The following is a 22,799-nucleotide window of genomic DNA, read 5'->3' on the forward strand; positions in this document are numbered from 1 at the left end:
ACGGGCCGTTTCGGGAACTCGGACGAAGTGGCAAATGTCGTTACATTTCTTGCTTCGGAGGATGCTTCGTACATCACTGGCTCCGAGATCGCGGTCGATGGCGGCAGGCTCCAGCTCTAATGCTAGCGGCTTGTCCGGCGTCAAACGACTCCGGACAAGCCCACCTAATCACCAGACGGCCCAGCGTATGAGCCCTGATAGAAGACATAGAGCGACGAATCTTCCGATGCCTATACGGAACTTGCTCAGCAGTAAGAACGAGACCGCGATCCAGATGACCGCGAATCGATCGACGTGTGTCAGGCTGAAGCTTCCGGGCGGAAAGAGGGCTCCCCGGATGAGAAAGAGTGTGAGGTTTAGCATCGCGGCGACCACGACTGCAGCGATCATGCGCAGCGCGCCTTCCATTCCGCGGTTGCCGTATGTTTTTTCCACGAATGGAGCGCCGGCGAAGACGAAGATAAAGCAGGGGAGAAACGTATAGAAGGTTGTGACGGCCAACGCCAAGGTTGCTGCGAGCGTCGATCCGTGGGAGTGATTGAAGCCGGCCATGAAACCGACGAACGCTACTACGATGATGAGAGGTCCCGGAGTGGTCTCCGCCAGAGAGAAACCGTCTATCATCTGGGCCGAGTTCAGCCAGTGATACTTGGTCACTGCCATATGTGCGACGTACGGAATGACCGTATAAGAGCCGCCGATTGTAACGAAGGACGTTTGCGTAAAGAAGAGGGCCAGTTGTCTCCAAAAGCTGAAGTCTCGACCAAAGCCGTATATGAGTAGCAGCGGCGTGAGCCATAGGACGAATCCGACTGTGGCGATTCGAAGCAAAGACGAGAGAAGCTTCGTCCATGGAAGGACACTATTATCTCTAAACTCACCACCGTTCTGAGGTGCGACCGGCAGCAGTCCAGGTTGGTATCGGCCTAGCAAAAGCCCAAGCAGAGCCATGACGAGCATGACCAGTGGGATCGACGCGCGAAACCAAGCCATCGCGGCAAACGCGCCCACAGCCGCCAGCCACTGAGCTGGAGCGATGAGAGTTCTGCGCGCAACGCGAAGAAGCGCAAGTGCGACGAGTGCGACGACTCCAGGCCTAAGTCCGGAGATCATCGCGGCGACCAGCGGCAAGCGGCCGAGGAGGACGTAGATCAAGCTCAGGGCGAGGATGACAAACATGGAGGGCAGAACGAAGAGGCTGCCGGCGGCGAGGCCCCCTTTCTTTCCATGTAGCTTCCAGCCGATGTAGATGGCGAGTTGTTGTGCTTCGGGACCGGGAAGAATCATGCAGTGGCTCAGTGCGTGAAGGAACTCTTCGCCGCTGATCCACTGTTTTTCGATGACCAGTTCGTCATGAAGGATGGCGATATGAGCTGCCGTGCCGCCAAAGCTAATCCAACCGAGTCTCCACCAGAAGCTTAGAGCTTCCGAGAAGGCAGGCGAACGTGATGTTGTGTGCGGCGACCGAGCCGTCAAATTTGCTGTAACCTCTATGACATTATAACGTCCTATTGTTGGATCAAAATTGTCTTTGCTACAGAACAGAATGGAGGAGTGATGAGATCTCAGATGTTTAGGCTGGGTGATGTACGCGAGGTCACGGCTCGTTATGCGATGGTGCCTCTGCGGCTGGTTGTGGGATATGGTTTTCTGGCTCACGGGCTTGCGAAGTGGTCCAAGGGGCCGGCAGCCTTCGCAACCATCCTGCATGCGATGGGTGTTCCTGTGCCCCAGTTGACGGCCTGGATCAGCATTCTGGTCGAGATTTTTGGTGGCTTGGCGATCCTGGTGGGCGCCTTTGTGACCCTGGTGAGTATTCCGACGATCTTCCTGCTCGTCGTTGCGGTCTTTACCGTCCACCTGCCCTATGGCTTCAGCTCGATCAAACTGCTTAGCTTCACTGGCGGCAGGGCGCAGTTCGGACCGCCAGGATACGAGTGCGATCTGCTGTACATCGTCGCGATCCTAGTGCTGGCGCTGAGTGCTCCGAGTCCCTGGTCGGTCGATGCCTATCGTCTGCGTGGAGACAGAGCCTTGGATTGAGACTGCTTCTTCGCCGGCTTTCGTGCCAACCGCGTGACGAATCGAATCAGGTCTCCTCGATAGGAGAGGATTTCGTAGTCGATGGGGCGGCCGCCTACTGTGAAGGAGGTTCGCTCGATGCGGAAGATCGGTGAACCCTCCGCGATTGCGAGCGCCTGGGCTATGGGCGCCGCGGCTGCTGCGGCTTCCATCTTGTACTCGGCGTCGGTCAGGGGGATTCCGTACTTCTCTTCCAGCAAGGTGAAGATGGGCTTGAGATGGAGGTCGTTCTTTACGATCTGCTCTCCAATATCAAGCGGAAGGTAGGTCTCATCGAACGACATGGGAACTGAATCCGCGAGACGAACGCGCTCAATCCGCATTACGCGTACGCCTTTGCTGATGCCGAGCTGGCGTGCGACGATCGCGTTTGCCGCAACGACAGCCTGGCTCAGGACGCGCGCGGAGGCCTTGCGCCCGTGGATATCCATGTCCTCGACAAAGCCGGTAAGAGTTGTGAGCTCCTGCGAGATCCTTGGCGGCAGCACATAGGTGCCGTGGCCTCTCCGGATCTCCACGATCTCGCGCCGAATAAGATTCTGGATGGCTCGACGTACGGTGATCCGGCTTACGTCGAACCGCGTCAGAAGCTCTTCTTCGCTGGGCAAGCGGTCTCCGGGCTTCAGATCTCCGCGTGCAACCTCGGAGGCCAGAACCTCTTCGACCTTGCCGTAGAGTGGGGTTTCGGCCATAAGGACAATATAACGTCCTCATGGTTTTCGTGGATGAGTCTCCGGGCGCATAGAAGGCGCGAGTGATTACTTGACGCCCTTGGCGGGGTCCCAGGAGCCCTGGAGTTTGCGGATCTCGATGATCTGGCCGGTGTGGTAGGCGTTGTGGGTACCGATGTGGGCGATGGTGGTGGCGTTCTTCTGGAGGGTGGCTTCGTCGGCGGAGAGGACGGCCTGCTCCCAGGCAGTGAGGACGGCGTCGAGCTTTTGGACGGTCTGGGACCAGGAGGTGGCGTCGAATTTGTTGAAGGTCTCGTTGTTGTCGTCGGGGGTGGGTGGGGTCTTTTCGCCCTTGAACCTAGCGAGGGCGTTGGTGTTCCAGAAGAGGAGGTGGTAGGCGAGCATGCCGACGGAGTGGTCGGCGGGGGCGGGGTTGGGGGTCTCGGATTTGGGGATCCAGCGGGCCTGCTCGGGGGTGAGGTTTGCGATGGCGGTGTTGACGGGGACGAACCACTCGGCCTTGTCGTGGGTGGACTGGAGCTGGTTGAGCAGGATTGAGCGGAGGGTGGCGGGCGGCTCGGCTTTGGTGGGAGCCTGCGGGTGGGCGAATGGGGCGAGGAGCAGGAGGGCTAAGAGCGAGGCGCGGGTGGGTTGGATTCGCATGGTTTTCTCCGTTTGGGGTCGGAGGAAGGGTATCAGGTGGTGGGTTGCCGGGGAAGAGGATTTTGTATATACATATTTGTATAGGCGGTGTCCGTGCGCTTTGACTGGGACCAGAGAAAGAACCTCAGCAATTATCGGAAACATAGGGTGTTATTTGAGACCGCAACGCTGGTCTTCGATGATCCTGACCTGTTGATGGATCAGGATCGGAGGCGGATGGGGAGGCGCGGTGGCAGACCATCGGATTGGTAGAAGGCGTTTTGCTTCTGCTGGGTCGCGCACACCCTTGAGGACGAAGAAGGCGAAGAGCTGGTTCGGATCATCTCAGCCCGAACGGTGACACCGAAGGAGAGGAGACGCTATGAACGCATCCACTAAGACGAAGACAGTTCCGAAGAAAGGGTACGCACCCGCTGATCCGGCGAGGCCGCATAGGGTCACGTACCGGAGGGAGCCGGGTGATCCGTTGACGCAGGCCCAGAAGGACAATCTCGAAGCGCTGTCGAAGATGCCGGACTCGGAGATCGATACTTCGGATATTCCGGAGTGGACAGATGGACAGTGGAGCCGGGCGGAGCGGGGTAAGTGGTACCGTCCGGTGAAGCAGGCGGTGAGTCTGCGTCTGGATGCGGATGTGATCGCGTGGCTGAAGAAGGATGGTGAGGGGTATCAGACGCGGGCGAACCAGATGCTTCGGGAGAGAATGCTGGCGGATTTGAAGGGGCGGTAAGAAGTGATTTGCGGCGGGGCGAAGGCTAACCGATTGCTGAGACGAGGGTGCGCTGAATGTACAAGTGAACGGATAGTGTAACTTAGGGTACCTACTTACTCGGTTGCTGCGGCTGGCAGCGGGTTGGTGTAGATTCGAGAGTGCAGAGGAAAATGTCATGTCTAATCATCTCCAGACTCTGATCGAAGCGGCGCGGTCGCGATCCATCTCCCCCGACGAGCGGCAGGCGCAGCGGCGCAGCTTTGCGTATGGCAATACGAAGATCGAGAATGACCGCATCACGCGTGAGATGGTAGATCAACAAGACGAACTTCTGATAGAAGAGGCGCAGACGCGCTAATGGCGGATGACGAGCGGCATAGTCAGGCGCTTGAAGCTGAACTGATCCGCGACCCTGAATTGAAGGCTCTGCAAGAGGTTCAGAACGGGCTCAAGCAGTTTGAAGTTGTAGTTGAGATCATTGAGACCTATCTCGACCCAGAACGGCCTTTCAGGTTCCGCCCTTCTCACTTGCAGACTCTTCATCGCGTTGCTCTCCTGGGACTCTCCGGATACGCGGGGATCTGGCGACCAGCGGGAATTGAGATTAAAGGCAGCGGGCACGCTCCTCCAGCTTCTTTTCAAATTCCTGAACTGATCGAAGAGCTGTGTGACTATGTGAATGACAAGTGGTTGGAGAAGAGTCCACTGCATTTAGCGTCTTACGTCATGTGGAAGCTCAATTGGATTCATCCTTTCACGGATGGAAATGGACGGACTTCGCGTGCTGCCTCTTACCTAATTCTTTGTCTTAAATTGGGATACTTGCTGCCGGGAAAACTCACCATTCCTGAACAAATTGCGAGTGATAAGAGGCCTTATTACGATGCGTTAGAGGCAGCGGATATCGCGTGGAGTGAGGGCAAGATTGATCTGACTGCTATGAAGAATTTGTTGGGCTCTATGTTAGCTGCCCAATTGGTGGCAGTGCATCAAGACTCGCAGTTCGGCGGAGAATGAGGTACGAGACGTTTAATCACCAGCGAGGCATGGAATGGTCTGTGTCTGAATGCGGATGTGATCGCGTGGCTGAAGAAGGATGGTGAGGGGTATCAGACGGGCGAACCAGATGCTAAGGGAGCGGATGCTGGCGGATTTGAAGGGGCGGTGAGGGTTCGCGAAGGGTATCAGAAATCATCTCTAGTATTGTGCGTGGGCCATCCGTTACCCGAGAACGTACCTTGGTTTTATGTTGTATGGTTGACCTGCCCCTCCACCTGCTAATTCGCAGCAATTCGATCGATAGTGATTGCGCAGAGGAGCGTGGATAGAGTGAATAATCGGCGGAGGCAACAATGAGCGTTATTTCTGATCCTGTAATACAGAAAGCAGTTGCAAACATAAAGCAACGTTCAGAAAAACAACGCGACATTCAGAAGTCACTTGAATCCTTTGTCGATCTTGGGGTTATCCCCCAAATTGCCACAGAGAACAATCAGATTGTGTATGGCAGACGTGGAACCGGGAAGACACATCTTTTCAATTATTTGGGGGCCGAGCTTTCGAAAACCCCTCAAGCAAAAGTTGTTTATATTGACTGCCGTACTCTTGGGAGCAGCAGTCAGTTCTCCGATTTTACGTTGCCGATCGAACATCGATGTCTTGCTTTGTTTAAAGACATTCTTGCTGAAGTCCATGATGCTCTCTTAGAGCGGATCATAGAGACTCCAACACAACACGCTAACGAAGTCTTAGACTTGCTCTCGCGACTAGAGGCTGCCGTGATGCAGCCCATCGTAGACCGGAGGATAGGGTCGCTGTCTTCCAAAGTGCAATCCGGGTCTGAGGATCTGATCAGCCTCGGTTTGACCGGCAAACCTGTTGAAGTTTCGGTCAATTTAGGTTTCCAAACCAAGAAGAGCTCAGCAACAGAAAAGGTAATTAATGAATCGGTTGTCTATTCGGACAAAGTAATATTCCCGGCGATTAATAATTTACTTAGGGCGATTTGCGAAAAGGCAGATCTTCTTTTATTTATTTTGCTTGATGAATGGTCGTCGTTACCGATCGACATTCAGCCCTATCTAGCAGAGTTTATTAAGCGTGGATTCTTGCCAGTGAATACCGTTACCGTAAAAATTGCTTCCCTGGAATATCGCTCTAATTTTTCGATTAAGACGCCGCTTGCTGGATTGCTTGGTTTAGAGGTAGGAGCGGATATCGCAACCGGTATGGACTTAGACGATCACTATGTATTTGACCGAAATAAAGATCGAGTCACTAAAGCTTTTGCCGATATTCTCTACAATCACGTAAGAAGTGAAGTCCCTGAAGATTATTTGCAATCAAAATACGGAATCACTGATAGCGACAAATTTGTGACTACATTTTTTACAAATAGCACGACTTCCTTCCAAGAATTGGCAAGGGCAGCTGAAGGTGTCGCTCGAGACCTGATCAATATATTTACGCATGCATTCTTTACAAGCCAGCGAAAAGAGCATTCCAAAATAGAAAAGCGCACCATTACAGAAGCCGCTCAACAATGGTTCGAACAAGATAAGGCTCGCGAACTTGCCCCTGAGCTGAGCCAAGCTCTTCGACGCATTGTGGAAGAGGTCATTGGGAAAAAGAAGGCTCGATCTTTTATGGTTCCGAAAGAGCTCGAAGGAAACGAACTTCTTCAAAGACTCTTTGATTCTCGGGTTCTTCATCTAGTGATGAGGGGATATGCCGACAAAGATAACCCCGGGGTACGTTACAACATATATACGTTAGACTATGGCACCTACGTAAGCCTTTTAGGCACATCAAAGTCGCCCGAGGGGTTTGAGGATAAATCCGTCGTGGATGCAGATTTCGTCGTACCGTTCGATGATCGAAGAAGTATACGAAGAATTATCCTGACATCGGAAGTGTTGCATCCTGGAGAACAATTATTGTTCACTGTAGAAGCCTCTCCTGAACGACTTGAACAATCCCACCAAAGCCCAGATGAATCGTAGTCTGGGAGTCCAGATGCCTTGATTCACAACAATAAATGTCATTTACGTGTCTCTAGGTTTTGGGCGAGTCTTTTAGGTTTCTTCTGTTGAGTGGTTACTTGCAGTTCAGATTAGTGGTGATTTGGATTGGGCTTGGTTCGTTGAGAAGATAGTGGCGGTAGCTGGAGTGGGGCCAGTCTTCGGGGTTGGCAACCAGGCCTCGGGTGACGGGGTTGCGGTGCATGTAGCGGAGTTTCTCGACTCGCTTATCGTGGGTGTAGACGTTGAAGTCGTAGTAGCGGGGTAGCCAAAAGGGTTTTGGCGTGGAGAGTTTAGCGATAGAGAGCTTCAGGGCTTGCAGGGCGGTGGCGAGGGGTTTGGTTTCCGGTTCGCTGAGCAGCAGGTGGACGTGCTCGGGCATGATGACGTAGCCGAGGACTTCGAATTCGTAACGCTGGCGGGTGAGTTCTATGGAGTGTTCGACGATGTCGCGGGCGGATGGAGTGTTGAGGTAGGGTTTGCGGTCATAGCAACTGAAGGTGATGAAGTGGTCGTCGCCTTCTTGCTGGTATCGCTTTAACCCGAGGGGCATATGGGTGGATTTTAAACTGTCGGTCGGGCTAACGCCCGATGCCCACCTTAGCGACGATAAAGCTGTCGCGAAGATGGGGCACCCGGCTTTGGTGGCTCTTGATTACTGTAGAAGCGTGCCGTCTTCGGGTTGGATTTTGGCTTCTTCTGGGGGGATGACTACGGCGGCGGCTACTTTGTCCTGATCTTCGAGGTCGAGGAGTTTTACGCCCTGGGTGCTGCGGCCGGCGGCGCGGACCTGTTTGGTGTCGATGCGGATGATCTTGCCGAACTGGCTGATGACCATCATCTCGGTGGTGTCGTCGACGAGCTGGATGCCGGTGACTTTGCCGATCTTGGCGCTGGTCTTCATATTGATGACGCCCTTGCCGCCGCGGGTCTGGAGGCGGTACTGGTCGACGTCGGTGCGTTTGCCGTAGCCGTTCTCCGAGACGGAGAGGATGAGGCAGGGGGTGAGGCCGAGTTGTTTGTCGAGCTTGTCGAGCTCGGCGGACTTGGCGGGTTCGACCTGGTCTTCGGGGTTGCCGGAGAGGTCGAGCGGGGTGGCTGCGGCGTCGTCGATGGCGGCGGCGAGTGCGTCGGCGAGGCCCTTGGTCTCGGCGAGCTCGCGGCGCTTCTTTTCGCGGGCCTCGGCGGAGGGGGTAACGGCTGCTCCGACGACGTAGTCTCCCTTGCGGAGGTCGATGCCCTTGTTTCCGTAGGCGGGGCGGCCCATGGGGCGGAGGTCCTTCTCGTCGAAGCGGATGGCCATGCCGTCGTGGGTGGCGAGGAAGATGACCTGCTGGCCGTCGGTGATGCGGGCGGTGATCAGTTCGTCGTCCTTATCGATGCCGATGGCGATGATGCCGCGGGACATGACGTTGGAGAAGTCCTTGAGGGCGGTCTTCTTGACGGTGCCGTTGCGGGTGGCGAAGAGGATGTTCTTGCCCTCTTCGGAGAGGTCGCGGACGGGGAGGATGGTGACGACCTTCTCGCCGGGCTGGAGGTCCATGAGGGAGGCCATGGCCTTGCCCTTGCCGACGGTTCCGACGTCGGGGACTTCGTAGACCTTGAGCCAGTAGACGCGGCCGGTGTTGGTGAAGCAGAGCAGGTAGGCGTGGGTGGAGTCCACGATGAGCTGGGCGACGAAGTCTTCGTCGCGGGTCTTCATGCCGATGCGCCCGGTGCCGCCGCGCCGCTGCTGGCGGTAGGTGGAGATGGGTGTCCGCTTGAGGTAGCCGGTGTTGGAGACGGTGACGGCGACCTGCTCGTCGGCGATGAGGTCTTCGAGCTGGAGGTCGGCGGTCTCGTCGACGATCTGGGTGCGGCGGACGTCGCCGTACTTGTCGCGGGCCTCGGTGAGCTCCTTGATGATGACCTTGCGGAGCTTGGCGGGCGAGGCGAGGATGGATTCGAACTCGGCGATGTTGTCGCGGACCTCGGAGAGCTCTTTGAGGAGCTCGTCGATGGAGAGCTGGGTGAGGCGGTAGAGCTGCAGCTCGAGGATGGCGTCGATCTGACGGTAGGAGAGGATGAGGGTGCCGGTGGTGGAGAAGGTCATGTCGACGCCGTACTTGGTGGGGTCGAGCGTGACGCCGGCGAGCTCTGTGCCGCGGAGGTTGATGGTGGTGCCGGAGAAGTAGCTGTAGAGGCGCTCGCGGGCCTCGGCGCGGCTGCCGGACTGACGGATCATCCGGATGACGTTGTCGAGGTGGTCGAGGGCGATCTGGTAGCCGAGCAGGATGTGCTCGCGGTCGCGGGCTTTGGAGAGCAGGAAGGCGGTGCGGCGGCGGACGACTTCGACGCGGTGGTCGAGGAAGGCGCGGATGGCCTTGTCGAGCGGGAGCTCCTTGGGCTGGCCGTTGTGGACGGCCAGGAAGATCATGGAGAAGGACTCCTGCATCTGGGTGTGCTTGTGGAGCTGGTTGAGGACGATCTGGTGCTCGGCTCCGCGCTTGAGGCCGATGACGATGCGCATGCCGTCGCGGTCGGACTCGTCGCGGAACTCGTCGCGGGCGATGTCGGTGATGATGCCCTCGTTGACGAGCTCGGCGATGCGCTCGATGAGCTTGTTCTTGTTGACCTGGTAGGGGATCTCGGTGACGATGATGGCCTGGCGTCCGCCGGAGATGTTCTCGATCTTGCACTTGGAGCGCATGATGAAGCGGCCGCGGCCGGTGGAGTAGGCCTGGCGGATGTTGGCGCTGCCGTAGAGGATGCCGTAGGTGGGGAAGTCTGGACCGAGGACGTGCTGGAGGCAGAGGTCGAGGTCGGAGGTGGTGTCCTGTGGCGACTTGGAGAGGAGCGCGATGCAGGCGTTCAGGACTTCGGTGAGGTTGTGGGGCGGGATGTTGGTGGCCATGCCGACGGCGATTCCAGAGCTGCCGTTGACGATGAGGTTGGGGATGCGTGCCGGGAGGACAGTGGGCTCGACGGTGGACTCGTCGTAGTTGGGGGTGAAGTCGACGGTGTCGTAGTCGATGTCGGCGAGCATCTCGCCGGCGATGCGGGTGAGGCGGGACTCGGTGTAACGCATGGCGGCGGGGGAGTCACCGTCGACGGAGCCGAAGTTTCCCTGACCATCTACTAATAGATAGCGGAGGGAGAAGGGCTGGGCCATGCGGACCATGGTGTCGTAGATGGCGGAGTCGCCGTGGGGATGATAGTTGCCCATGACGTGGCCGACGACCTTGGCGGACTTGGTGTATTTCTTGTTGAACTGAAGGCCCATCTCCTGCATTCCGTATAAGATACGGCGATGGACGGGCTTGAGGCCGTCACGGACATCAGGCAGGGCGCGGCCGATGATGACGGACATCGAGTAGTCGAGATACGAGCGGCGCATCTCCTCCTCGATGTTGATGGAGAGCATGAATGCGGCGCCGCGGCCCTGGACGGTGGATCCGGGAGGCCCGTCGGGAGGAGAGCCAGCCGGTGGGGGGGCGTTGGAGGCGGCATCTTGCGGGGAGGGTACTTCGGGGTTTTTCGGGTCTTCTGGAAAGAGATCGTCAGCCATGATTTATCTCTCTATTATAGAGGGTTTCGTGGCTGATTTACGGCTGGAACGGGTGTTGGAGGTGCTGGCTGAGGTGCCGGAGAGGGATTGAAGATTTCGAAGGAAATACAGGAGTTAGCGGTTCAGGCGATGATCAGGGGCTCGTTCTTAAAGTAAGAAGGGGAGAGGACTGGTGTCCTCTCCCCTTCTTTTGGAACGTGGTGGTTAGAACTCGAACCGGACCGATCCGCGAGCGTAGAACGCGCGCTGGAAGGACTCGGGTTTGAGGTAGTCGACGTTGGGGGTGGTGGAGTTGAGCGCCGAATCCTGGTCGATCTGGGTGAGCGACCGGGAGTTGAGGACGTTGAACATATCCCAGGAGAGCTTCAGCTTTGCGCCTTCGTGAATTGCGATTGGGTAATCGGTGTGCAGGTCGAGCTGCATGTTGGAAGCAGTGCGACCCAGCGCTCCGCGACCGGCGCCTAGAGGAATTTCTCCCTCGTTGTCGTAGACGGGGTGCGGTCCGAGGTTGGTGAGAGGAGCTCCGGCCTGACCACGGAAGCCGAGGCCTCCGGTGAGGTTCTTGAGGAAGCTGCTGGGGACGGTGTAGGAGCCATACAGGTTGGCTACATGACGGCGATCGGTGTTGAGGTAGCCAGATTTGAACTGCCCTCCCAGGAGGTTGAGCACGCCTTGTGTAAAGTCGAAGAGCGAGCTGACACCGGGATCGGACTGGCCGTTGTCGTTACGGTACAGGCCCTCGTAGTTGCCGAAGAGCTTGGCGTAGCGGTAGTTCACACGGAGCAGGAAGTTGTGGCTGAAGTTCTTGTTGGCCTCAATCTCCAACGCCTGGTAGTGACGACGAGCGGCTGCAAAGCCGTCCGGCTTTCCGTCTGGGATGGTGAGTCCGGCGGTGTCAGGATTCAGGCCGCAGGCTCCGCCGACGGACTGACCGGAAGCGTTGGTCTGGATGCCATAGTCGAGCGGGCAGTTGGCGGGAGGGGTGGTGTCGTAGCGGACTTCCTGCTCGTTGGTGAAGTAGTCCGCCGAGGGGCCGGGGTTGCCGATTCCGAAGTTCTGAGTGAGGCCTCCCAGTGCACCTTCAGGAGAGACACCGGAGAGATCTTCCAGGATGCGAAGCAGGCGACGATCGGTGTAGCGAGCGCTGACGACGAAACCCTTGCCGACCTGACGCTCGATTCCACCGACGAACTCCTCTTCGTAGTTCAGCTTGGTACCCGCTGCAATCAGCTCTGGTGAAGAGCCGCTGATCGAGAGGCCCCTGCCTGCACCGGCGGGAACACCGTTCGTTGCGCCCGCTGCAGCGTTTCCGCTCAAGAGGTGGGCCGCATCAAGAACCGGGATTGCGGTTCCTAAGGGGCTCAGCACGACATTGTGATTTCCGTCAGACAGCGGTGCGAAGTTCGCGCGGTAGACGTCCTGCTCCTGGTTGAGGGTTCGGATAGCAGCGTCCGCGGGGAGCATCTGCGTGTAGCGAGCGTAGTTGAAGAAGACCTTGCCCTTGCGGTCGCCGAGGGGGTCGATATTGATGCCGACGCGAGGAGACCAGTTGTCATTGAAGACGTACTGCTGGACGGTTCCGTTGAGTTGTTCCTCTTCCCAGCGGATACCTGCGTTGATGCTGACACGCCTGTTGATGACCCAATCATCGTTGGCATAGAGCTGGTGGTATCCAACGCTGGTGAAGGCCTGTGGGTTACTGAAGATGCCGCGATTCTGCGACAGATAAACCTGCGCCGGGCCGAAGCCTGGGATGTTCATCGTGGGGCACAGGGTCAAGGGGCATACCGGGTCGGGGGTGGGGTGGGTGGCAGTCGTGGAGTAGTTGAGAGCGATCAGCTTGAAGCCTGCGCTGGTCTGGACGCCGGAGATACCAGCCGGTGTCGCGATACCAGCACTGTTGGTGGTTGGGAAGGCATAGGTTCCGCCGCTGTAGCCCTTGAGCAAGTCGTAGATAGCGCGATCGAACTCATATCCGATGGAGAGGGTGTGGGTGCCGAAGAAGTGAGCAGTCTTCTCTGTCTCCGCAGTCAAGGTGTAGGCGTGGGTCTCAGGATTCTGATAGTAGCCAAGACCTGCTGCGTTGAACTGAGCGCCAGGGAGTTCCAAGTTCGGTTGCGTGGTATCCGTGATGTTAAACAAATTGCTGAAGCCAGATTCGGTGAAGTGGGTCTGCTTCGCGGTGCCAGCAATGTTGATGACCCAAGTCGGGGTGATCGCAGCGTTCAGGTGAACAACTTCATTGCGCGATCCGAAGTTCCAGCGGCTAAAAGAAGAGGAGTTTGCCTGGTTCAAGTTGGGATAAAGGGGAAAAGTATCCTGGTTGGCGTAGCCATATCCGTAATTGCTACGGGAGGGATCGCCGAACGCGGAGGCGTCGAAGGTGACAGTCTCGAAAGGCTTGTAGGTAAGCTTTCCAGCCCAGCTATAGGCGGTGATGGAGTTGGTGAAGGCGCCGCTGGCGAGAAGTCCGGAACCGGCAGGAGCGATGTACTGAACCTGATTCAAGGATGGGTTAAAGGCTCCGAAGAAGAAGAGTTTGTCATGTTTGCCCTGAAAGGGGATGTATCCGCCTATTTCAACGGCCGCGTCGTACTGGGGCACCGCGAAGATGCGACCGTGGGTGTTGACGCGATTGAAAAAGTCATCCGGATAACGTTGGGTTGCGCCGAACTGGCTCGGTGCGAAGTAGGCAGAGACTGCGCCGTGGAACTTGTTGCCGCCAGTTTTGGTGACGATGAGGGCGATACCGCCGTCAGCGCGGCCGTACTTGGGCTCGAGTGCGCCGGTCTTCACCTGCACGCCCTGGATGAAGGAGAGGTTGATGCCGGTTCCGAGAGAGCCGTAGGTGGGGCTGAAGACTCCGAGTCCACCGTAACCGACGTCGGTGAGGTTCACTCCGTCGATGATGTACTGGTTCTCAAGACCGGTTGCGCCGCCGATGGAGGGGTTCGCCGTACCGGTGCCGCCGCCGTTGACTGCGCCGGGAGCGGTATAGAAGAGGCTGCCGACGTTACGCGCTACGGGAACCTGCTGGTAGAAGGTATAGTCCAGGTTGCTGCCGATAGCGGTCGAGACAGTATTCACTTCAATACTATTGCTGGTGACTTCGATGGTGTCGGCCACCGCGCCAAGTTGAACGGAGAGATCGAAGCTTGAGATACGTCCGATCACGACGTTAACGTTCTTCGACTCTGTAGAGCTAAAGCCTTGTTTTGTGACTTTGACGGTATAGACGCCGGGAGTCAGTCCGCCGACGACATAGCGTCCGGTGTTGTCGGTGACGACCTCGCGCTGGTCGGTCGGACCGGTGACCGTTATCTTTGCTTCGGGAAGACCGGCCCCACTTTGATCTGTGATGACTCCAGACAGTCCGCCGCGTGTTGCGGAGGCGTCCTGTGCGTGCAGGTGTAACTCAGTAGTGGAAAGCACTGGCAGAAGTAGCGCAGATGCAAGAATGGCCTTGACAAAGCAATTCACGAAAACCTCCAGGGATGAACTTGAGTTGCAAGGCAAAGGTTTTGGAGAGGAAGGAGGGGCCCAATCCAGCGGTAAGCCATATCAACTCAAAGCGTTGGAAGCGGAATAGCACGTACCGCACCAAACCTGGCTCTCATTTGAATCATGCGGTTACATCGTCAAAAATTTTTTGCTTTCCGCGATTTCGGATTTTATTCCAATATTTATACATTTTTTAGGAGAAATTTAACGATCCATTTTTTTGAATGTAATGATTGATGGGAATCTAACATCTTACTTTTCAATGAAATGATTAAATTTCGCAACTTAGTATTTTTTATAGGGTCAAAACTAAATTGAATAAAAAATTGGATTGTAGGTTCTCTCTATTGACGCGTCCTAGTTCGTACACGAGGCGATGGTGCTTTCTGCTTTTTGTTTTAGCCGCTCTTCTTAGCGTTCCACCGTTGGCGTGGTCGGCGAAGGAGCCCGCAGTTCCGCAGAAGTACGCTCACTGGCTCAATAAAGAAGTGAACTACCTGATCACGAACGAGGAGAGGTCTGTTTTTTTGCGCCTCACATCAGACGATGCTCGCGACAAATTCATCGAGTCGTTCTGGGCGGTGAGGAACCCATCCATCAACGCCCCGACGAATGTATTTCGAGAGGAGCATTACAGGCGCATCGAGTATGCTAACGAGCACTTCGGTTCGCTGTCGCTGGAGGATGGAGAGAGCACCGACCGCGGGATGGTGTACATCACACTCGGGGCGCCGGCGCAGATTCAGTCTTATCCAGAGTCGAAGTCTCTGCGGCCCTTGCAAATGTGGTTCTACGAGAACACCAGCGGAGCGCTTCCAACGCACTTCAATGTGCTGTTCTATAAGCAGAGTCCGGTGGAAGACTATCGCTTGTACTCTCCGACGGGCGATCGTCCCCAGAAGCTGATCAACGGGACGAACGCGGTGAACAACGATCCTGTCGCGATCAAGATGATCAACGACGACCTGGGAGTTGAAGTAGCCCACGTCGCAATTTCACTTATACCCGGGGAGCCGGTGGATCTTAAATCACCTACTCCTTCGATGCAGTCCGACATCTTACTTAGTAATATTCGTAACTATTGGAACTTACCTCTTAATAAAGATCAGCTCAAGCTGAGACGAGGCCAGTTAGAAGGTGTCTCTCATCGAGTTATTCTAGGTGAACAATTTACCAATCTAACTACTTTTGTAAGTCGCGGAACTGCTGGCCAAGTTAGTCTTCACTACTTACTAAGATTTCGTGAGCCCAGGGATCTTGGGTTAGCCCAGCAGACGGATGGAAGATACTACTATTCGTTTTCAATACAAGCCCGGCTCAAAGGACCAGACGGAAGAGAGATCTATAAAGATGTCCAGAAGATCTCCGACTACTTAAGCGAGCGCAGATTTCAGGAGATCAGCCGAATGACGCTCGGCGTTGAAGGGCGTCTGCCGATCGCACCGGGAAAATACGAGTTACAACTTTCGCTAACGAACGAGATCGGCAAGCAGACCTTTGAGCAAAGCCGCGCCATTGTGGTTCCCGAGTTTGACCATCCATTGGGGATCAGTCCCGTGTTCTTCGCCGGCACTTCACCGCCAGAGAGAGACCCGACTAGCCAACTGCCCTTCAGCTTCTCTGGAGTTAAGTTAGCGCCTGTTGGTTCGGATAATGCTTCCATCGCGCAGGGCGACCCGCTGCGCATCCTCTTTCAGTTGTGGGAGGCTCCTGGGGTTCCAGAGAAGCTCGGAGGCAAGACCCTCAACATTAATTACCTGATCGGACAACTTGGATCGCAGGACAAGAAGGAAGAGGATCAGAATGTGGATCGAGGTGGCTTCGACGCCTCGGGAAACTTGCTGCTTGGGAAAGATATCGAAACCGACACCATTCGCCCGGGTAACTATCGTCTGGTGATTCGAGTTACAAATCCTGACGATCACAGTACGGCTTATCAGTCTCTCAACTTCGAGATCACTCCTGCTTCGATGCGGCCTGCTCCGCTTTGGACGGTGATTACCCCTGCGAGTCCGTCGACGGATGCTGGAAACAGCTTCTATCGGGCTGGGCTCTGCGCGGTCGCCAATCAGCATCTGGATGAGGCGGTGAAGTACTTCCAAGAGGCTTTGGCTATCCAGAACACGAACCTTCCTGCTCAGCAGGCTCTCGCAGCGACCTATCGCAAGCAGGGAAACCTACAGGCCGCCGAGGATCTCGAAAAGAAGTCGCAAGGACTCGCCCGGCCCTGACGTCCTATGGGTGGATAGGACTGGGCGGATAGGACCAGGCTGGCTGCTCTGATGCCTCTTTGTATTCCTTAGGCGATATATAAGACCGTAACAGTCGCATATTTTTATTGATATGCGACCGCTTGTGTCGTATATTCGGGACATCACGGAAATGTTTCGTTTCAAAGGCTTCAAGTAGACGGGATTGGATCGCAAAAAGGAAGATCCTCGCGGGTTATCTCTTGGCGGAGACCGCGAGGATCTGGGACCGACAGACGTTGAAGTTCAGCCTGCGATTTCTTCGCATTATATATAGGCTGCGTTCGCGGACCTTCCAACTCCTACAACAGCATTTGGTTTGTGTGATGGCTCTTAGTTGAGAGCGATGCGCTGATTTACGGCCTGCACTCGAGCGATCTGCGGCTCAAACCAAAAATAGCCAGTTTGGCCAACACTTTGACGCTTTGTCGAAGGGGCGGCTTCGTGGCTTCAACAGCAGCCTGGGCGGCTTTGTGCCTTCGCTGTCCGGACAGAAAGATTTGGAGAGAGGTTGAGGAGCGCAATGACGGAGAAGAAGATTCTGGGCGGACGAATGGGCTGGCTGGCGATGGGGACCCTGGCGGCGTATGCGGCGGTTGGAGCGAACGAGCAGGCGCTGGCAGCGGTGACGAAGGATGGAGCGACCGGCGCGGCCGTGCCACCGGCGGCGAATCTGCCAGTGAAGCGGTTCAATATTGCCGCTGGACCGCTGGATGCCGGGTTCGCGGAGTTCGAAGCGCAGACGGGTCTGAAGATTTCGACCTCTCTGACGGCTGCGGCGATCGCCGGGTTCCAGACGAAGGGTGTGACGGGGTTGCATCCAGCGGAGGAGGCACTGCGGCTCATGTTGGATGGAACAGGACTCCAGTACGCGCAGAAGGATTCGACGACGCTGGTGGTGGGGCTGCGTAACTCGGAAGAGATAAACGTCAGCACGGGAGTTGTCGCTGCGCTTGGGATGACGAAGTTTACAGAGCCGCTGATCGATACGCCGCAGTCGGTTTCGGTAGTGCCGCAGTTTGTGTTGCATGATGAGGGCGTCACGACGTTGCGGGATGCGTTGCGGAACGTTCCGGGCATCAGCATGGCGGCAGGCGAGGCGGGTGCTCAGGGAGACAACCTGACGATTCGCGGCTTTACGGCGCGCAACGATATCTTCCTGGATGGAATTCGCGACTTCGGCAGCTACTACCGGGACAGCTTCAACTTCGAGCAGGTGGAGGTGCTGCAGGGACCGGCGGGTGTGCAGTTCGGACGTGGATCGACGGGTGGCATCATCAACCAGGAGAGCAAGACTCCCGGAGCGCAGGAGTTTGTGAATGTGCAGGCGCAGTTTGGAACGGATCTGACGCGGCGGGTGACGGCGGATATCAACGAGCCTCTGCCGGATCTGGCGGCTGGCGCTGCCCTGCGCGTGAATGCGATGGCGAACGAAGGCGGCGTGGCAGGACGTCCGTTTGCGCAGAACCGGCGCTATGGGCTGGCTCCTTCGCTGACCTTGGGGTTGGACTCGCCGACGCGGTTCACGATCAGCTACTTCCACTTCACGGAGAGCGATACGCCGGACTATGGATTGCCGTGGCTTTTCAACGGCGTTGCTCCAGGATCGATCCGGCATAACTACTACGGGTTTGCGGACCAGAACTATCTGAAGACCAGCGACGACATCCTTACGGGCAAGCTGGACCATAACTTCAGTCCGGATGTGAGTCTGCATAGCATCGCGCGGTGGGCGAACTATCCGCGGCAGGCGATGATTACGGAGCCGCAGATCTGCTCGAATGCGAGTGCCAGCGTTCCGGTAGGTGGATATGTCTCCGCGTTGCCGACGAGTGCAATCAATTCATCGCAGGTCTGTGCTTTCACGCCGGCGAGCAATCCTGCCACGATCCTGGTGAACCGGAATCAGATACAGATCAAGAGCGTGGAAGGGGATCTGTGGGACCAGACGGAGTTGACTGCGCGGTTCAAGGTGGCGCAGATACGGAACAATCTGGCTGCCGGAGTGGAAGGCGGGCAGGAGGTCTCGAATCCTATCCGGACGAACTATAGCTTCTCGACGAAGACGGGCAGCGTAAGCGGCTCGCTGAACTCAGTTCCTGCAGCAAACTTGCTGCATCCGGACACGGCTCAACCATTTGCCGGAACGGGATATCTGACGACCGTGGTGCATACGAAGTCGAAGAGCGTCGGGTTGTACTTCGTCGATACGGTGCATCTGGGACGGTTTATCGAGGCGAGCGGAGGCGTTCGTTGGGACCGGTTCGATACGGTGTTCAACTCCAATCAGCCAGTAGCTCCGCCAGCGGGCGGTACAGTGAGCGCGCCGATTCCACAGACGCAGCAGGTGGTCTCGAAGCCGACCTATCGGGCTGCGCTGGTGTTCAAGCCGAACAGTCATGGCAGTGTGTACTTCGACTACGGGACGAGCTTCAATCCTTCGGCGGAGTCGTTGAGCCTGAGTGTTGCGACGAGTCTGCTGCCTCCGGAGGAGAACCAGAACTATGAGGTAGGAGCGAAGTACAGCCTGCTGCATGAGCGTCTGCAGTTGGATGTGGCGTTCTTCCGCACGGAGAAGACCAATGCTCGCGAGACGGATCCGACGAACTCGAACAATATTCTCCTGGCTGGAAACCAGAAGGTTCAAGGCGTTCAGTTCAGTGCGGTGGGACGTTTGCCTGAGGGAATGGACGTTGTGATCGGATATGCCTATCTGGATAGCTCGGTGGTTTCGTCGCGGTTCTTCCCGGCTTCGGTTGGGTATCAGTTGGCGAACGTGCCGCAGCAGACGTTCAACTTCTTCCTCACGCACAAGCTGTTCGCGCGGTTCAATGGCGGTTTGGGCGGAAACTATGTGGGAAGCAGGACGGCGAGCTCGACTGTTCCATATGTGCCGCTGACGTTCGGACCAGCGCAGACGTTTGCGAGCGGTTCAGCTCCTTGCGGTGCGACTGCGACGACTTGCTATCAGGTGTTGTCTACCGCGATGAAGCAGGTTCCTGGATATTGGGTGTTCAATGCGATGGTTCGCAGGCCGATGACGGATCGGATCGAGTTTCAGGCGAATCTATATAACGTGTTGAACAGGTTCTACATCGATCAGCCGCATCCGAGTCACCTGATTCCAGGAGCGGGATTGAATGCGCAGATTGGTGTGAACTTCAAGTTCTAAGAGTTCTCTTGATCGGGTGCGAGGATAAACTTCTCGCACCTGTTTTTTTAGTTTAAGGGGTGAGGATGCTGATTACGATTGCGGATGTTTTGAGTGCGGAGCAGGTAGCGCAGGCTCGGAAGATGCTGGCGGAGGCGGATTGGGTCGATGGCCGAGTTACGGCTGGATATCAGGCCCAGGAGGTGAAGCGGAATATGCAGATTCCGGAGGGAAGTCCTGTGGCGGTGCAGTTGGGGGAGATGGTTTTGGGCGGTTTGGCGCGATCTCCTCGGTTCATGTCGGCTGGATTGCCGTTGCGAGTGTTTCCGCCGATGTTCAATAGCTATAGCGGAGGGCAGACGTTTGGGACGCATGTCGATACTGCGATCCGACAGGTGGCGACGACGGGACAGCGGATTCGGACGGATCTTTCCGCTACGTTGTTTCTAACGGCTCCGGAAGAGTATGACGGAGGCGAGTTGGTGGTGGAAGACTCGTATGGAACGCACAGCGTGAAGCTTCCGGCTGGACATATGGTGCTTTATCCGGCGACGAGTCTGCATCGGGTTGAACCTGTGACACGAGGTGCTCGAGTCAGCTCGTTCTTCTGGATTCAGAGCATGGTTCGTGAGGACTCGCAGAGGACGTTGCTGTTCGATCTCGATACGGCGATTCAGCGGCTCGCGCTGGTTCAGGGAGATCAGTCGGTGAAGGAGAGTGGAGTTCAGCTTACGGGCGTTTATCACAATCTTTTGCGGCAGTGGGTGGAGATGTAGTGGGTGAGGCATCGGTTGGGGGCGGGAGCGCATCGTACCTACCGGAGTGCTCCAGAGGTTTGGTAATCTGAGAGGCTGAAAGCAGGCTCGATGCGCACGTTAAGGATGGTTCAAGCTTTGGTACTGAGTGGAGCGATGCTGGCTCCGTTAGCGGTACCGGCAGTGGCTCAGCAAGGTTATTACAACGGGGTGCGTCGCGGATCGGGTTATAACGACCGGGACGACCGACGATATGCGGATAAGCATCACCGCGGCGATCAGCGTTATCAGCAGGGCGGGATCGGGCCGGGTAAAGGCGCTCTGATCGGCGGCGCGGGTGGCGCGGCGCTCGGCGCGTTGTTCGGCGGCGGGCTGAAGGGTGCGATCATTGGCGGTGCAGCGGGCGCTGGAGTCGGTGCGGTCGCGGGCAAGGTCCATCAGGATAACCAGCGGCAGGATTACAGGGATTATCGGCGCTAATTCGGCGGCAGTGGCAGCGGACAGGCGCTGAAAAGGACGACAGGAGAATGGCGATGAGAACGATGATGACGAAGGTGCTGGCGGGTGTGGTGGTGTTGGGGATGACCGGTTTCCCGGTTTATGGACAGTTGATTGCGGCCGAGACTCCGGCTTCGCCCTCGCAGAATGCGGAGCATACGGCGCAGCAGCGTTCGGCGGCGGCGCAGGAGGCGAAGTCGATCAACGCGCCTTCGGATGGGTCGGAGCGGAGCTGGACGCCGGATCAACTGGTGACGAGCACGGTGCATGAGGCCTGGGTTCTGAGCGGGCGGAATGAGGACCAGTTCTTCGAGATGGTGAAGGAGCTGTCGGCTCTGAGCGCGCAGAAGCGTGGGTTGACGCTTCCGGAGAGTGAGGAGGCCGGGGTGAAGGCTGGAAACTGGATCAAGAAAGAGGCTAAGAAGGATCCGGATCAGCTCTTGTACTCGGTGGTGGATAAGGCTGTGATGAAGGTTGGGATCAAGGCGTCCGCGCCTGCATCTACGAAGTAGCTTCCCGGTGTTGCAGCGGGAGTGATCGGGAGGCCTTCGGGCCTCCCTTGTTGTTGGGCTACTATCCCTCCCGTGGGTGGGTCCCCTCCCCTTGCCAAGGCGTAAGCCGCTTATTTTGTTGCGCTTAGGCTGGCCTTCCCCCCGCAAAATATTCCATCGAAATGGGTTACGCCTAAATACGGGATATCCAATGGGTTAGAGCAATTCTCCTGTTGCTGTGGAGGATTGCTCCTGCCGCTTGGCCTTCTGCGAGCCGTGTGTTTTCCAAAGAGCCGGATGACGTCTGCCCGCACTGAGCGGGTTTGTTTTTACTTCTACTTCTATTTTAGCGAGTCGACCATAACTTAAGTGCCACTTGGATCTTGCTGATTCAGAGGTGGTTAGGTTGATTTGGGGCTTGACATGCTGTTTTGCTGGGGAATTGGAAAATTATGTGATTGGTAGAGGAAATCATTGTCCGATTTCGATATATGCCGATTCCCATTGCGGGTCGAGCACACTTGGTGCTTTTCTGATTTTCATTTACCTGACTTCGGGGCACTGTACTCTAACCAAATGGCTCTACCGACCATTACTGAGCAAAACATAAAAGACTTGCTTCCAAGCGTCACGGGAGCTATTCCCTCGGGACGCGGAGGGCAAAAAATCGTATTTCGTATTGAACTAGAAGGACAGGCTTTCGCTCTAAAGTTTGCGTTGTTGTCCGATGCCTTCCAACCGGATATTGCAGACATTGATGAAACCGTTCTCCGTGCCCGACGTGAAACCCAGATCATGCAAGAGTGCAAATCCCCTCATATTGTTAAAGTCGGGCCAGTTGACTTAGGGACTGCGGCAATCGATGGACAGAACGTACTTTACTTTTCCGAGGAGTTTATAGATGGGCAAGCCCTTAGCGATGCCATTCGAGAGAGCGGCCCGCTAACAGTTCCGTCAGTAGTCAAATTGGGTCAACAAATGTGTTCGGCGATAGATGAATTATGGTCTCTAGGTAAGATCCATAGGGACATCAAGCCCAGCAACATTATGCAAAGGTCCCATGAAACAAATTTTGTTTTGCTGGATGCGGGTCTTGCATTTGATGTGGCGGGGGAATCTATCAGCGCGGGTTTTCTGGTTGGAACAATGGCGTACTTCAGTCCTGAACAATTTGACTATACGAACCGTAGAGTCATGGATTTTCGTTCCGACATGTTTTCATTAGGTGTGACGCTTTACGAAGCTGCAACTGGTCAACATCCCTTCCTTTCACCTACGACCAGCACACCACATCTGTACACGAAAATTACGAAGCATAATCCACCATCACCGAGTTCTATCAATCCATTAATTCCTGGATCGCTAGACAAGGTCATCCTGCGCATGATGGGTAAATCTCCTCATTTGCGCTACCGTCGCATCTCCCAGCTTCAGGAAGCCCTTGCTCTCATTTAGGAGA

The 22,799-nt window shown here is 56.2% G+C and carries 19 protein-coding genes; 13 read left to right on the forward strand and 6 right to left on the reverse strand.

Going from position 1 to position 22,799, the window contains the following annotated elements; genetic code table 11:
* Positions 1-120 (forward strand): SDR family oxidoreductase (locus HB393_RS22865; RefSeq protein ID WP_213807584.1); only part of this gene is annotated, 120 nt, incomplete at its 5' end.
* A 48-nt stretch (positions 121-168) separates the two neighbouring features.
* On the opposite strand, the gene chrA is transcribed toward HB393_RS22865, so the two are convergent.
* Complete coding sequence (gene chrA, locus HB393_RS22870) at positions 169-1,476, reverse strand: chromate efflux transporter (RefSeq protein WP_213807591.1); 1,308 nt, start codon at positions 1,474-1,476, stop codon at positions 169-171.
* A gap of 81 nt (positions 1,477-1,557) precedes the next feature.
* Between chrA and HB393_RS22875 the strand changes: the two genes are divergently transcribed.
* Positions 1,558-2,043: a DoxX family protein gene (locus HB393_RS22875; RefSeq protein WP_213807536.1), complete on the forward strand. Its 486-nt coding sequence runs from the start codon at positions 1,558-1,560 to the stop codon at positions 2,041-2,043.
* On the opposite strand, the gene HB393_RS22880 is transcribed toward HB393_RS22875, so the two are convergent.
* Positions 2,010-2,774 (reverse strand): GntR family transcriptional regulator, encoded by a 765-nt coding sequence (locus HB393_RS22880; RefSeq protein WP_213807537.1) that lies wholly within the window; start codon positions 2,772-2,774, stop codon positions 2,010-2,012. The two genes, HB393_RS22875 and HB393_RS22880, sit on opposite strands and share 34 nt — an antisense overlap.
* Positions 2,775-2,840: 66 nt before the next feature.
* Positions 2,841-3,416 carry a DinB family protein gene (locus HB393_RS22885; protein WP_213807538.1) on the reverse strand — a complete coding sequence of 192 codons (576 nt, stop codon included), beginning with the start codon at positions 3,414-3,416 and terminating at the stop codon, positions 2,841-2,843.
* A gap of 93 nt (positions 3,417-3,509) precedes the next feature.
* On the opposite strand from HB393_RS22885, the gene HB393_RS25410 reads away from it, so the two are divergent.
* From HB393_RS25410 to HB393_RS22910, 5 genes are all read left to right on the forward strand, one after another.
* Positions 3,510-3,668, forward strand: a complete 159-nt coding sequence (locus tag HB393_RS25410; protein ID WP_345945393.1) for a BrnT family toxin — start codon at positions 3,510-3,512, stop codon at positions 3,666-3,668.
* A gap of 109 nt (positions 3,669-3,777) precedes the next feature.
* Positions 3,778-4,146 carry a BrnA antitoxin family protein gene (locus tag HB393_RS25415; RefSeq protein WP_255551534.1) on the forward strand — a complete coding sequence of 123 codons (369 nt, stop codon included), beginning with the start codon at positions 3,778-3,780 and terminating at the stop codon, positions 4,144-4,146.
* 157 nt (positions 4,147-4,303) lie between these two features.
* The gene (locus HB393_RS22900) at positions 4,304-4,486 is read left to right on the forward strand and encodes a hypothetical protein (RefSeq protein WP_213807539.1); all 183 of its coding nucleotides are present in this window, start codon (positions 4,304-4,306) and stop codon (positions 4,484-4,486) included.
* Entirely contained in the window at positions 4,486-5,145 is a 660-nt protein-coding gene (locus HB393_RS22905) for a Fic family protein (protein WP_213807540.1), read from the forward strand. The genes HB393_RS22900 and HB393_RS22905 overlap by 1 nt, the downstream gene beginning before the upstream one ends.
* 335 nt (positions 5,146-5,480) lie before the next feature.
* Positions 5,481-7,130, forward strand: a complete 1,650-nt coding sequence (locus HB393_RS22910) for a hypothetical protein (protein WP_213807541.1) — start codon at positions 5,481-5,483, stop codon at positions 7,128-7,130.
* A gap of 94 nt (positions 7,131-7,224) precedes the next feature.
* Here HB393_RS22910 and HB393_RS22915 read toward each other — a convergent pair whose 3' ends face one another.
* From HB393_RS22915 to HB393_RS22925, 3 genes are all read right to left on the reverse strand, one after another.
* The gene (locus HB393_RS22915; RefSeq protein ID WP_213807542.1) at positions 7,225-7,701 is read right to left on the reverse strand and encodes a transposase; all 477 of its coding nucleotides are present in this window, start codon (positions 7,699-7,701) and stop codon (positions 7,225-7,227) included.
* 102 nt (positions 7,702-7,803) lie between these two features.
* Positions 7,804-10,695, reverse strand: coding sequence for a DNA gyrase subunit A (gene gyrA / locus HB393_RS22920; protein ID WP_213807543.1), 2,892 nt, complete (start codon positions 10,693-10,695; stop codon positions 7,804-7,806).
* Between the two features lie 204 nt (positions 10,696-10,899).
* Positions 10,900-14,175 (reverse strand): carboxypeptidase regulatory-like domain-containing protein, encoded by a 3,276-nt coding sequence (locus HB393_RS22925; protein ID WP_213807544.1) that lies wholly within the window; start codon positions 14,173-14,175, stop codon positions 10,900-10,902.
* Positions 14,176-14,621: 446 nt separating this feature from the next.
* On the opposite strand from HB393_RS22925, the gene HB393_RS22930 reads away from it, so the two are divergent.
* The 6 genes from HB393_RS22930 (at position 14,622) to HB393_RS22955 (ending at position 22,795) form a co-directional block, all read left to right on the forward strand.
* Positions 14,622-16,427: a GWxTD domain-containing protein gene (locus tag HB393_RS22930; protein WP_213807545.1), complete on the forward strand. Its 1,806-nt coding sequence runs from the start codon at positions 14,622-14,624 to the stop codon at positions 16,425-16,427.
* Between the two features lie 541 nt (positions 16,428-16,968).
* Positions 16,969-19,617: a TonB-dependent siderophore receptor gene (locus HB393_RS22935; RefSeq protein WP_213807546.1), complete on the forward strand. Its 2,649-nt coding sequence runs from the start codon at positions 16,969-16,971 to the stop codon at positions 19,615-19,617.
* Positions 19,618-19,682: 65 nt separating this feature from the next.
* Positions 19,683-20,372, forward strand: coding sequence for a Fe2+-dependent dioxygenase (locus HB393_RS22940; protein ID WP_213807547.1), 690 nt, complete (start codon positions 19,683-19,685; stop codon positions 20,370-20,372).
* Positions 20,373-20,462: 90 nt separating this feature from the next.
* Positions 20,463-20,831, forward strand: a complete 369-nt coding sequence (locus tag HB393_RS22945) for a hypothetical protein (protein ID WP_213807548.1) — start codon at positions 20,463-20,465, stop codon at positions 20,829-20,831.
* Positions 20,832-20,884: 53 nt separating this feature from the next.
* Complete coding sequence (locus HB393_RS22950; protein ID WP_213807549.1) at positions 20,885-21,361, forward strand: hypothetical protein; 477 nt, start codon at positions 20,885-20,887, stop codon at positions 21,359-21,361.
* Between the two features lie 453 nt (positions 21,362-21,814).
* Positions 21,815-22,795 carry a serine/threonine-protein kinase gene (locus tag HB393_RS22955; protein WP_213807550.1) on the forward strand — a complete coding sequence of 327 codons (981 nt, stop codon included), beginning with the start codon at positions 21,815-21,817 and terminating at the stop codon, positions 22,793-22,795.
* Positions 22,796-22,799 lie beyond the last annotated feature (4 nt).

The organism is Granulicella sp. dw_53 (assembly GCF_018449545.1).
Classification (GTDB): domain Bacteria; phylum Acidobacteriota; class Terriglobia; order Terriglobales; family Acidobacteriaceae; genus Edaphobacter.